Annotated in this window: 12 protein-coding genes and 1 other annotated feature; of the genes, 4 read left to right on the top strand and 8 right to left on the bottom strand. The window is 44.8% G+C overall.

Annotation, left to right across the window (positions count from 1 at the left end):
• The first annotated feature begins 186 nt into the window (after positions 1-186).
• Together E5260_RS06560 and E5260_RS06555 are read left to right on the top strand one after the other, a co-directional pair.
• Positions 187-669, top strand: a complete 483-nt coding sequence (locus tag E5260_RS06560) for a hypothetical protein (protein ID WP_003640286.1) — start codon at positions 187-189, stop codon at positions 667-669.
• A gap of 3 nt (positions 670-672) precedes the next feature.
• Complete coding sequence (locus tag E5260_RS06555) at positions 673-1986, top strand: glycosyltransferase family 2 protein (RefSeq protein ID WP_003640285.1); 1314 nt, start codon at positions 673-675, stop codon at positions 1984-1986.
• A gap of 224 nt (positions 1987-2210) precedes the next feature.
• On the opposite strand, the gene E5260_RS06550 is transcribed toward E5260_RS06555, so the two are convergent.
• Both E5260_RS06550 and E5260_RS06545 read right to left on the bottom strand, forming a co-directional pair.
• A complete protein-coding gene (locus tag E5260_RS06550) occupies positions 2211-2957 on the bottom strand; it encodes an aspartate/glutamate racemase family protein (RefSeq protein WP_003640284.1) in 747 nt (248 codons plus the stop codon).
• Positions 2958-3332: 375 nt separating this feature from the next.
• The gene (locus E5260_RS06545; RefSeq protein ID WP_003644291.1) at positions 3333-3680 is read right to left on the bottom strand and encodes a winged helix-turn-helix transcriptional regulator; all 348 of its coding nucleotides are present in this window, start codon (positions 3678-3680) and stop codon (positions 3333-3335) included.
• 164 nt (positions 3681-3844) lie between these two features.
• Here E5260_RS06545 and E5260_RS06540 point away from each other — a divergent pair, with 164 nt between their 5' ends.
• The gene (locus E5260_RS06540) at positions 3845-4876 is read left to right on the top strand and encodes a zinc-binding alcohol dehydrogenase family protein (RefSeq protein ID WP_003640282.1); all 1032 of its coding nucleotides are present in this window, start codon (positions 3845-3847) and stop codon (positions 4874-4876) included.
• Between the two features lie 408 nt (positions 4877-5284).
• On the top strand, positions 5285-6547 hold the full coding sequence (locus E5260_RS06535) for a replication-associated recombination protein A (RefSeq protein ID WP_013355487.1): 1263 nt from the start codon (positions 5285-5287) through the stop codon (positions 6545-6547).
• A 171-nt stretch (positions 6548-6718) separates the two neighbouring features.
• Here the strand turns inward: E5260_RS06535 and E5260_RS06530 are convergent, their stop codons facing one another.
• The 6 genes from E5260_RS06530 to dnaI all read right to left on the bottom strand — a co-directional run bounded on the left by E5260_RS06530 (position 6719) and on the right by dnaI (position 11857).
• Positions 6719-7030 (bottom strand): hypothetical protein, encoded by a 312-nt coding sequence (locus E5260_RS06530; RefSeq protein WP_003640280.1) that lies wholly within the window; start codon positions 7028-7030, stop codon positions 6719-6721.
• Positions 7031-7272: 242 nt separating this feature from the next.
• Positions 7273-7629: a 50S ribosomal protein L20 gene (gene rplT / locus E5260_RS06525; protein WP_003640279.1), complete on the bottom strand. Its 357-nt coding sequence runs from the start codon at positions 7627-7629 to the stop codon at positions 7273-7275.
• 36 nt (positions 7630-7665) lie between these two features.
• Positions 7666-7860 (bottom strand): 50S ribosomal protein L35, encoded by a 195-nt coding sequence (rpmI, locus tag E5260_RS06520; RefSeq protein ID WP_003638526.1) that lies wholly within the window; start codon positions 7858-7860, stop codon positions 7666-7668.
• A 21-nt stretch (positions 7861-7881) separates the two neighbouring features.
• Positions 7882-8382: a translation initiation factor IF-3 gene (gene infC / locus E5260_RS06515; protein WP_003640278.1), complete on the bottom strand. Its 501-nt coding sequence runs from the start codon at positions 8380-8382 to the stop codon at positions 7882-7884.
• A 44-nt stretch (positions 8383-8426) separates the two neighbouring features.
• Positions 8427-8550 (bottom strand) — a sequence feature (ribosomal protein L20 leader region).
• A gap of 74 nt (positions 8551-8624) precedes the next feature.
• Positions 8625-10589, bottom strand: a complete 1965-nt coding sequence (thrS, locus tag E5260_RS06510; protein ID WP_003644287.1) for a threonine--tRNA ligase — start codon at positions 10587-10589, stop codon at positions 8625-8627.
• Positions 10590-10921: 332 nt separating this feature from the next.
• The gene (gene dnaI / locus E5260_RS06505; protein WP_003640276.1) at positions 10922-11857 is read right to left on the bottom strand and encodes a primosomal protein DnaI; all 936 of its coding nucleotides are present in this window, start codon (positions 11855-11857) and stop codon (positions 10922-10924) included.
• Between the last annotated feature and the right edge of the window lies 1 nt (position 11858).

Below are 11858 nucleotides of genomic sequence, written 5' to 3'. Positions count from 1 at the left end.
TCAATGCAATCCTCATGTAAGCTTATTGACATGGTTAAATGTTCAGATTGTTCTAAAACTGTTCATCGCAGTTAATGTTAGGCACCCTGGTGTTGTTCTATGTCGATAAACTGACAATATCAGTAATGATATAAACTATATGATCCGCACGATCACTAAACAATATGTCATCTCGGAGGTTCGTTTATGGAGAAAAAAGATGTTATGAAACAATACGTTACCGATAAATATTTTTCCAAGGAGCACTGGTGGACGAAACTTTGGCAAACCCTAGTCGCAATTATTACTTGGATCTGCGTTGCCGTACCTGTCTACTGGACTATCTCGTCAACGTTACTTGCGAATAATCCCCAGTTCATTCACGCCTGGAAATACGAAGAAGGTAAGACGCTGTTCTACTTTTTTGACCGGTTCTTTATTATTGCGTTTATCTTAATCGCCATTGTGGTCATTGTCTCCACGATTCACAATAATCACCGGGTCAAGCAGCATATCAGTAAAGAACGGCAATACAACGAAGACCTGTTAGATATTCGGAAGCGGCAACTAAATAACTTTTATACCCAACGATTCGGGCAGGCCACTTTCCGGCAACACGTCAAGCACTACACGGTTGACCCCGAACAAAATCTCGATGTTAACGAAATCCACAGATTGTATGAGGACTAGCCAATGGAAATAATGCAAACACTTAAGCCCTTCGAAAGTATCTGGAACTTTGTTCTATTATTATTAGTCTCCTACCCGATTCTCGGTGCGTTTGCCTGGTTTATCGGCGTTCTCTGCTACCAGCTGATTTACCGTCATCGCCACAAAGACGATATTGAATTTCAACCGCTAACGCCTGAAGAACAACCCTTTATCACGATCATGATTCCAGCGCATAACGAAGAAGTCATGATTGAACACACAATCAACTATTTAATGAACAATTTAAATTATGAAAAATATGAAGTGCTGGTCACAGACGATGGTTCGACTGATGAGACCCCAGCTATTTTAGAACGTCTCCAGAGCGTGTACGACAACCTACGCGTGGTAACAATCAAGAAAAATCAGGGTAAGGCCCACGCGTTCAACGTCGGTGTCGGCTTTGCCCGTGGTGAATTCATTTTAAGTAATGACGCTGATTCCATTCCAGAACCCGATGCACTGTGGAAATATATGAGTTACTTCATGGGCGAAGAACACGCCAATACGGCAGCGGTCACGGCCAACATGGACGTTCAGAACCGAAGCACGATCATCGCTAAGTCGCAAACCGTAGAATTTTCAAGTATCGTTGGTGTTATCAAGCGGAGCCAAGTCAGTGCTTTAGGTAACATGTATGCCTATAGTGGTGCCAATACAATGTACCGTCGTGACGCTCTGATTGACGTCGGCTTATTCCGGCAAGATCGCGCGACCGAAGATATCAGTATTGCTTGGGATCACCAGTTGAATGGTTGGACGACCGTTTTCTCGCCAGACATTCTATTCTATATGAACGTCCCCGAGAATCTAGACGCCCTTTATCATCAACGCAAACGTTGGGCCAAAGGTGGTACCGAAGTGCTGTTGACCAACTTTAAACGGGTTGTCAGTCATCCCGGTAAGTATTTGAAGCAATGGGCTTTTATTACTGATCAAACACTGAGCATCATCTGGTCCCTATTCTTCTTTGTCTCAACACTGATCTTCCTGATCTCGCTCGTCACCTTCTTCTTTACTGGCAATTACGAGCGCGTCTATCATATGTTCTGCATGGCCTTCATCTTCGTGACCTTCGAAATGTTCGCCGGCGTCTTGCAGCTATTGTCCGCATTGATCGTTGACGACCGTGGCCGCAAGTTTAAATATCTGATTTTCATGCCACTCTACATGCTGATTTACTGGCAGGTTAACGCCCTCGCTCTGGTCACTACGCTGATTCCAGCCGTTAAAACCATCCTGGGTTACGGCAGCGGCACCTGGGTCAGCCCAGTTCGGAAGCACCACACTGAATAATCGAGAACACAAAGCGAGCCTTCAATTGAAGGCTCGCTTTTTTGTTGTGCGGGACTGTGTGGAGACGGACCCAACCTTGCATGTGCGAGAATAGGCTAGTTAGCAACGATTTGAGCGCTTACAATTTTACTATTCTTCATGTATACGAAAGTGGTGTTATAACAGCTACAATCACACGTACTAAATAGATCAAAAATCATTTTTATCCAGTTACCTGCACCCTCCTACCGCCTAATCGATGGCCGCCGACGAAGTATCAACGCTGGCTTAGTTGCCTGTGCGCGTTGGACGGTTGCTCGAGCTAGTTCATACTGTGCGTCAATAATTCGTTCAGAATCATATGGCGCAGCATCCTGAGCCACCGACAATTCGGTGCAGCCGAGAATGACGGCGTCACAATCAGCAGCATTCAATAATTGATCAATTAAGCCATGAAATTTGACCCGATCTACAAAATCACGTTGCTTGATGTCGTCATAAATTAAGGTCATCACTTGAGCTTGCTGCTGCTTATTGGGTATCACAGGAATATGTCCATTAGACCGAATAAGTTGTTGATAAAGTTGCGACTCTAGTGTTCCCGTTGTCGCTAAAATACCGATTCGTAACGGTCGCGGTTGCTGTGATCGACAGGCTGCTGTTACCGCTAAGGCCGGCATATTCAAAATTGGCACGTTAGAAAGCGCCGTCAATGCGGGAATGAAGTAATGTGCTGTGTTACACGTCATCACAATAAACATGACCCCTAATTGATTAAGTAGCTGCACATCCGCTTCCAATGATGGTAACGGGTTGGCACAGTTATGATCCAAAATATATGCGGTGCGATCTGGTATCTCAGCATCATTTAAAATGACGTAGTTTAAATAATCCTGGTCACGATGGGTAACGGTCAGCCGGTTCACGGTATGCACAAAGTCCTCCGTCGCCATTGTTCCCATCCCACCAATGATTCCAAAGCAATTTTTCATAATGGCACCCCCATTTAGCGAACGAGATTCACGGCCATGCTGCACTTCATTAAGTTGTTAATAATTATCTAACATGCACCTCCTAACAAGCAACTAATCCACAACCTATCTCAGACTTAATACGGTATCATTGCTTACTGCAAACCCATGATTATTCAAGAAATGCTGCCAAACAGTGATCTATCGGTGTACTTTTTACATCAGACTCCCGTTTTATTAGATTAGAAAACAACTAGGCTAGTAAAAAATCACATCAATTCTTTACTAGCCTAGTTAAACAGTCACTATTAATGCGAGCAAGGCACCAAGCACAATCGCCCCTAACAAAACCGACAACAATTCCTTGAAACTCACACTATGCCCGTTCTCACATTCCTATTGACGAGGTTTTCCATTCACTGAATTATACTGTCGGCCCCACGTCTCCATAGCCATAATCACCGGTTTCAAGGTCTGACCAAATGGCGTGATCCAATACTCCGTTTTCGGTGGCACGACCGGATAAACTCGTTTTGCAATCACCCCGTCTTGAACCAATTCTTGTAACTGGCGAGCTAGCATCCGCCGCGAACAACCCGGCAGTCGTTTTTGCAAAATGCTGAACCGGCATGTTCCTGCCGTAAATAAATGATACAAAATCACGCTCTTCCACTTGCCGGCAATAACTTGCAAGGTACTTTCAACCGGACAACCCGGCGTACAATCGTATACTTGTCGCTGCATCTAACTTCCCCTACCTTAATTAAGTGTCTTGATTGTAGCACAACTTTGCCGTCAGACCGGACTAATAGGCGTGACAAATATGTCCCTATGTGGCAAATAATTCACGTCTTGTTTATTCCTCACTGGTAACCTATAGTAATGTCATGAAAGGGGTTTGATTAATAATGCATGCAATTGGTTTTACCGACCACTTACCTATTGAAGATCCTGCTAGTCTACGAGACGTGACGATTTCAAAACCTAGCGCTCAAGGTCATGACTTACTTGTTCAAGCTCAAGCCGTCGCTGTCAATCCTGTTGACGTTAGCGTTCGTAAAACGGGGCATGAGCACCTCATGCGACCCAAGATCCTCGGTTGGGACGCCACTGGTATTGTGACCGCTGTTGGAGAAGCTGTCACCCTGTTTCAACCCGGCGACCACGTCTTTTATGCTGGCTCATTTAGACGTCCCGGCTGCGACAGTGCTTATCACCTGGTTGATGAACGCCTTGTCGGTCACGCCCCCGCGACATTAACAACCGCTGCCCGTGCGGCCATGCCACTTACTTCGCTGACCGCATACGAGGCATTATTTGAACAACTTCACATTCCTTTTGACCCAGCTAAACCTAATTCCGAAAAATGCAATCAAACCATTCTCATCATCAATGGCGCTGGTGGTGTCGGTTCAATTGCTACTCAGTTAGCAAAATTAGCGGGACTCACAGTTATTAGTAGTGCTTCACGACCTGAAAGTATCGCTTGGACGCAGCAACACGGCGCCGATTTAGTCGTCGATCATCATCATGATTTGGTTAGTGAAGTACATGCTTTAGGTATTAAAGATGTCGATTACATCCTCGGATTAAGCGATCTTGACAGTCACTGGAATGAGATATGTACGCTCATTAAACCCGGTGGCCACATCGCATCAATTACCGAAAATCGGCGTCCAATCGACCTTAAAAAACTAACCAAGAAACGCGGGACATTTGCTTGGGAATGGATGTACTCAAAATCCTACTACCACACGGCCGACATGATTAGTCAGCACGATATCTTAGAAACCATTGCGGATTTACTTGACCGTGGCTTGCTTCAAAGCACGCTATCGCAGACACTACGGCCAATCAACGCGCTTAACTTGCGGCAGGCCCATCAACTTATCGAGCAACATCATATGATTGGCAAGGTAGTTATTGAAGGATGGAAATGAGTTGACGGGTATTACGGCTCGCGCGATAATGATCAACTTTAACTCGCCAAATACGCTGTCCTTTTCTGTCTTTTAGTGCTTACAACTGATGTTGCACTCCCCGGGATTCGTTTAATCTGTTTTCCGTATACACGGGGGGTAATTCCAAGCTATTAATCTCCCCAAGCTGACTCAATACCATCTACGAAACAATATCGCCTTTCTCATTCATCAACAAGCATGAAAACTTAAATCAATACGCCTTCAACCCATCACTCGAGCCAACGTCAAACCTATGGTATCAGACTCACTCATTTCAGCATCGTTCCCCGCTAACCTGCCAAACTTTCTTTTTCAGTTTCCAAAATATTAGTGCTATGATGATAGCATCAATTTGACTAAAACACTTAATCAGAAAGGACTTTGAAATTGGCATTTAAAACACCACTGGCTGATCAAATGCGCCCGCAATCACTGGAACAGATGGTCGGGCAACAGGATCTGTTGAAGGCAGGCCAGCCATTACGCCAGATTATTGATCAACATGTTAATATTCCCCTCATTCTGTGGGGGCCGCCGGGAACTGGCAAAACTAGTTTGGCGCAGATTATTGCGAGTCAAGACGATTATCCATTCGTGGCTTTTACTGCTTCGACCGAAAATAAGGCACAGCTGACGAAAGCCATCGCACAATACCCAGAGCAATCGTTTGTTCTATTAATTGACGAAATTCACCGAATGACTAAAACATTGCAGGATTTTTTGTTGCCCTACTTAGAGAATGGGCACGTGATGCTAATTGGCTCAACGACCGAAAATCCGATTATGTCAATCGTTCCGGCCATTCGTTCGCGCTGTCAAATTTTTGAGTTTCAACCACTGAGCGATACAGATATCGAGATTGCTTTACGCCGTGCGGTAACCGACATTTACAACCTAACCGACGATCAGGTGGATGCTAAAGCCCTCAACCTGATCGCTATTTCGGCCGAAGGGGATCTGCGAATTGCGTTAAATATCTTGGAAACGCTCCACGCTATTGACCAGAAGCAAATCACTGTTGCTGCGGTACAACACTTTGCCCAGCAACAGCATTTTAGCTACGACCGGAAGGCAACTAAGCATTATGACTATCTGTCGGCTTATTCGGATTCGATGGCTGGCTCAGATACTGACGCGGCGCTCTACTACTTAACCATTTTGTTAAAAAATGATGACTTACCCTCAGTGGTCCGCCGGCTACGTGAAATTCCATACACTTATATCGGCTTAGCTAACCCGGAACAGGTCACACAAATTGTGGTCGCTGCCAATCAAGCCGAAAAGATTGGCATGCCCAAAGCAAAATATCCACTAATGTTTGCCACCATGCTGATGTGCATTTCACCCAAGTCTGGTTCGTTTGACCAATCTTGGGAAAAACTAGACCAGGACACACAAAATCCAAGTCAGCACCCCATGCCCCGTGGATTGCGCGATATGCACTACAAACACTCCGAGAAAATTACAGGTGGTGGTCTGATCGATAATCCATTCCAAATGCCACATCAGATTGCCCAACAAAACTACATGCCTAAAGGATTGGCTGGTCGTCGTTATTATTACCCTAAAGATAATGAAAATGAACGCAAACTCGGTGCACAATACCTAAAACTGCATCGCTTTATTTATAACGAAGATTATCACGAATAGACAATGGCAGACTGGCTTAACCAATCAGAAATCACACTCGATTTTCATAAATCAGAGTCGCGCACTAAATGGCTCACTTAGGCCGTTATCCACGTATACTCCAAGCGGCATCAAAAAATGGACTCAGTCAAATGACCAAGTCCATTTTTATTTGGCATCATCTTTTATGAATCAGTGCACGCCAGAGACCAAGTCAATTCGCGTCACACTATTATGCCAAAGTTCTTGGGCCGTATAAACATCCTTTTCGAACAACACGACAGTGCCATCCGGTTCAATCCGAGCATTGGCACCCAACCATTCCCAAGATGGCATTAACCACAAATTGCGCCGCTTCCCCTTACCCTTTTTTGGTGACCACGCAGAAACATAGTCATCAATGAAATGTGTACGCATGTATCGAAACTCCCCATTATCAAACTCAATCTGCAAGATGTTGGCGCCCATCCAGACCTTAACTGCTTTAGGTAAAACTGTTGCCATGATGACACCCCTTCTCCAAAGCTCCCAGCCAAATAATTAATCAACACATAAGTAAGCGCTTACATCGTTACTATATCACAATAATGTGTCAAATCAATCTCAAGATTCAGTAAGGACGTCAACACACCGAACCATCTTGTCCAGGAATCGTGTTCCCTTAATCAAGCGTCAAAAAAACGGCCGCCACCCATACAGGATGACGGTCGTTCAAACATTAGAGCAAGCCCTAATTAAGTTTTAAATTAAGCAAGTGCCTTTTTAGCAGTGTCAACCAATGCCTTGAAAGCATCAGCATCGTTAACAGCTAAATCAGCTAACATCTTACGGTTAACGTCAACGTTAGCTAACTTTAAACCGTGCATTAATTGACTGTAGCTGATGTCGTTAATCCGGGCTGCCGCGTTGATCCGGGCAATCCAAAGACGACGGAAGTCACTCTTACGCCGGCGACGATCGCGGAAGGCGTATAGGTATGACTTCATTACTTGGTCCTTAGCAACCTTAAATTGGATGTGCTTAGCACCACGGTAACCTTTAGCTAATTTTAAAATCCGTTTGCGACGTTTACGTGTTACAGTTCCACCTTTTACTCGAGCCATGTTATTTCCTCCTAGATTTAACTAAAACGTTGTGAATTATTTTTGTAATAACTTGTGGTATGTCTTGACCATTGGCTTTTCGATAATAGCCGTACCACGTAATTGGCGACGTTGTTTCTTAGTCTTACCATGGAAACGATGACTAGTAAAAGCGTTGGCGCTCTTAATCTTACCCTTAGCAGTTACCTTGAAACGCTTTGCAGCAGCGCGGTTTGTCTTTTGTTTTGGCATAATCAATAATCCTCCTAGAAATTACTTATCTGTTTTTGGTGCTAGTACTAGGAACATACTCCGACCATCCATCTTAGGATAGGCTTCGACCGTAGAAAATTCCTTAGTAGCTTCAATCATTCGATTTAAGACTTGCCGACCAATATCCTTATGGGTAATAGCGCGGCCCTTAAACCGGATGGAGACGCGAACCTTGTCACCTTTTGACAAGAACTTTTCAGCATGTTTCAGCTTCGTGTTAAAGTCATTGGTGTCGATAGCTGGGCTCAAGCGGACCTCTTTGATGCTGACCACTTTTTGCTTCTTACGGGCTTCCCGATCCTTCTTTTGTTGCTCGAAACGGTACTTCCCATAATCCATAATTCTGGCCACGGGTGGTTTCGCTTTCGGCGCAACCAATACTAGATCTAAACTAGCGTCTTCAGCAATCTGCATTGCTTCTTGTCGTGACTTGACACCTAATTGTTCACCATCGCTGGCGATCAAACGTACTTCGCGAGCACGGATGCCGTCATTAACCATTGAATCTTTAGCTATGGTAATTCACCTCCGAAATATTTTAGAGAAATTCACAAAAAGAGCGGGCGCATAGTACGCCCGCTCAACCCCGTTAATGGGAATCAATTCATCGTTCATCTGCCCGATGACTCTGGTCACCAAGGCGAGAAGCGGGTGCTTCTGCTTTTTTTCTCAACTCCAATATATTAACAAGAACCACGGCCCTTGTCAACCCATCAATCAATATTGATGCCATTGGCTGTTAATTATTTGCTTGCACCACGACTGTAATGCTTGATTTCTTGCGTGATGGCACCAATGAACATGTCAACGGCTTCGGATTCAGTCCGTTCTTCACCGTACTTCCGAACTGAAACACTCCCGTTAGCAACTTCTTGATCACCGACAACTAACAAGTATGGAACCTTCTTCGTTTGTGATTCGCGAATCTTGTAACCCATCTTTTCGTTACGGTCATCGATACTTACCCGAACACCTTCAGCTGCCAAACGACGACGAACGGTTTCAGCGTAGGCACCGTGCGCACCATTGTTAACTGGGATGATTGTTACTTGCTTAGGTGCTAACCAGGTTGGGAAAGCACCCTTGTAAATTTCAGTTAAGTAAGCGACGAACCGTTCCATCGTTGAAACAAGACCACGGTGAATCATAACTGGACGATGTTCTTCACCATCAGCACCAACGTACTTCAAGTCAAAGCGTTCTGGTAACAAGAAGTCCAATTGGATAGTTGATAAGGTTTCTTCACCACCAAGGGCCGTCTTAGTTTGAACATCCAACTTAGGACCATAGAAAGCAGCTTCACCTTCAGCTTCGAAGTAATCCAAGCCCATATCATCCATAGCGGACTTCAACATCTTTTGACTGCGTTCCCACATAGCGTCATCATCGAAGTACTTTTCCTTGTTTTCAGGATCACGGTAGCTCAAACGGAACCGGTAATCAGAAATGTCAAAGTCTTCGTATACTTCAACCATCAAACTCAAGATCTTTTTGAATTCTTCTTCAATTTGATCCAACGCAACGAAGGTATGACCATCGTTCAAAGTCATTTCACGAACCCGTGATAATCCAGTTAAGGCGCCAGACTTTTCGTAACGGTGCATCATGCCGAGTTCAGCGATCCGCAATGGTAATTCACGGTATGAGCGAATGTGATGGTTGTAAATCTGGATATGTGATGGGCAGTTCATCGGCCGTAATTCCAATTGTTCGCCGTCACCCATGTCCATTGGTGGGAACATGTCCTCACGGTAGTGGTCCCAGTGACCAGATTGCTTGTAAACGTCCAAGTTAGCTAAAACTGGCGTGTATACATGTTGGTAGCCATTTGCAACTTCCTTGTCGATAATGTAACGTTCGATTTGGCGACGAATCGTTGCACCATTTGGCATCCAGTAAGGCAAGCCATTCCCGACCTTAGGATCAACGAAGAATAAGTCTAATTCGTTACCAATGACCCGGTGATCACGTTCGCGGGCTTCTTGACGCCGCTTGAGGTCAGCATCTAAGTCTTTTTGCTTTAAGAAGGCCGTCCCGTAGATCCGTTGTAACATTGGATTGCTGGACTTACCTTGCCAGTATGCACCGGCAACGGATAATAACTTGAAGACCTTGACTTTCCCCGTTGAAGCTAATTGGGCCCCGTCAGATAAATCAACGAAGTCCCCTTGCTTGTAAACAACGACTTGATCATTGTTGGCAGCGGCACGTTCGTTAACTAAGTCTTGTTGGTAAGGGTTGTCACCAACTAAAGCTAAAGCGTCAGCCTTTGATAAGACTTCGCGTTCGATTGGTAAATCTTGTTTGATAATTGCAGCCATCTTATCACTGATGGCTTCCAAATCATCTTCACTGACTTGTTTACCGTCTTCGTCAGGATTGTCGGTATCAAAGAAGAAACCGTTGGCATTCCCTTCACCACTCCCAAAATGAATGTTAGGGAATAATTGTTTAACCGCGTTAGCTAATACTTGGGCAGCCGTTTGCCGTAAAACATTGAGGCCGTCTTCACTATCAGCAGCGATAATTTCGATACTACCATCGGTTGTCAGTGGTTGGCGATAGTCCACGATCTGATCGTTGAACTTACCAGCAACCGACCGTTTAGCCAATGAAGGACTAATTGACTTTGCAATTGCTTCCGTCGTTACGCCGGCATCAAATTGCTTTTCAGCACCATCTGGGAACTTAACATTAATACTTGCCATATACTTGACACTCTCCTTAAAATTTACCCACTCACCAAAACACCGCGCCGGGACGACAAAAAAGTCCCTAATGCCAGACTGAACTAGCATTAGGGACGTCATTGACGTGGTTCCACCCGATTTTTCAGTGTCATCAAAGACACTGACTCATTAGCGCTAATAACGGAAGCGTTCCGGCTCAATTGAGCATGTTCACAAAAGTGGTATCTTCGTAAACCCGGTCCAAGACTTCCAGAACAAGGTCTTGGTCTCTGCAATCCATGGTAAACAAAGCGTGTCTTTTGCATCTGTTTTCATTAAACCACTTTTAAACTAAAAGTCAACTCTTGATTTTAAGCATCGGGATTGAGTCGTCGATTACGACCGACCATCTCAATCTCACTCGCAAGGTAACGTACCCGTTGCATGATTCGCTGCGCTTTGACTGGTTCTTCATCACCCTTTTGTGAGAGCGTCAAATAACCATCTTGCAATTCTTGCATCGAAAAATTAGACGAGAAACAAGTTGGCAGTTCCTCCTGCATTCGATACTCCAGAATAACCCCGAGCACATCGTCCCGAATCCAAGTCGACGAAGCATCCGCACCGATATCATCAATCATGAGAATCGGTGCCCGTTTAATCGCATCGACCTTATCCGCCGACGTATTGTTACTAATCGAGCGCTTCATCTCGACCGCAAAACTCGGAAAATGAATCAAGGTCGTATTGAAACCCTTAGCTGCCAACGCGTTCGCCATCCCACCGAGTAAATAAGTTTTACCGACACCAAATGAGCCGTAGAGATATAAGCCCCGGTGAAAACGCTTGGGCGCTTGTGTATAGGCATCAATAAAATCAAGTGCTGCCATTAATGCTGTCGCCCGGTCACCATCTTGATCATACATCTTTAAGTCCGCCGTCTGAATATTTTTCGGCATGCTGATTGATCGAACCCGCTGTTGCAATGCGTGAGCAGCTTGCTGTTCTTGCATTTGTGGTGTTGGCTGATAAGCAATGTCAATCAAGTGATTACTCATCACTAATGTCGGCTGATACCCAGGTGCTTGAGTTGGCTCGTGCCGCGCAATTTTACGTTTCTCTTCACAAAATTCATATAATTTAGCCGCTGAACGTTCTAGCGCATCCGAAGATAATTCGTTTTGATGAGCAGCTAAAAACTGGCGAACATCTGGATCTTGGTACACAGCTGTCATTAACGCCTCATACCGATGATTCAAGTTTTTCCGATTCATTAACGTCCGGAGTGTTTCTGAGATATTCTCCATG

The organism is Lactiplantibacillus plantarum (genome assembly GCF_014131735.1).
Lineage (GTDB): Bacteria > Bacillota > Bacilli > Lactobacillales > Lactobacillaceae > Lactiplantibacillus > Lactiplantibacillus plantarum.
This window is presented reverse-complemented; position numbering and strand designations above follow the sequence as displayed.

Excerpts from the sequence above, each read along its gene's own strand:
- E5260_RS06545 (WP_003644291.1), bottom strand. The coding sequence starts at position 3,680 with ATGCAGCGACAAGTATACGATTGTACGCCGGGTTGTCCGGTTGAAAGT.
- dnaI (WP_003640276.1), bottom strand. The coding sequence starts at position 11,857 with ATGGAGAATATCTCAGAAACACTCCGGACGTTAATGAATCGGAAAAAC.
- thrS (WP_003644287.1), bottom strand. The coding sequence starts at position 10,589 with ATGGCAAGTATTAATGTTAAGTTCCCAGATGGTGCTGAAAAGCAATTT.
- E5260_RS06530 (WP_003640280.1), bottom strand. The coding sequence starts at position 7,030 with ATGGCAACAGTTTTACCTAAAGCAGTTAAGGTCTGGATGGGCGCCAAC.
- E5260_RS06560 (WP_003640286.1), top strand. The coding sequence starts at position 187 with ATGGAGAAAAAAGATGTTATGAAACAATACGTTACCGATAAATATTTT.
- E5260_RS06555 (WP_003640285.1), top strand. The coding sequence starts at position 673 with ATGGAAATAATGCAAACACTTAAGCCCTTCGAAAGTATCTGGAACTTT.
- infC (WP_003640278.1), bottom strand. The coding sequence starts at position 8,382 with ATGGTTAATGACGGCATCCGTGCTCGCGAAGTACGTTTGATCGCCAGC.
- rplT (WP_003640279.1), bottom strand. The coding sequence starts at position 7,629 with ATGGCTCGAGTAAAAGGTGGAACTGTAACACGTAAACGTCGCAAACGG.
- E5260_RS06540 (WP_003640282.1), top strand. The coding sequence starts at position 3,845 with ATGCATGCAATTGGTTTTACCGACCACTTACCTATTGAAGATCCTGCT.
- rpmI (WP_003638526.1), bottom strand. The coding sequence starts at position 7,860 with ATGCCAAAACAAAAGACAAACCGCGCTGCTGCAAAGCGTTTCAAGGTA.
- E5260_RS06550 (WP_003640284.1), bottom strand. The coding sequence starts at position 2,957 with ATGAAAAATTGCTTTGGAATCATTGGTGGGATGGGAACAATGGCGACG.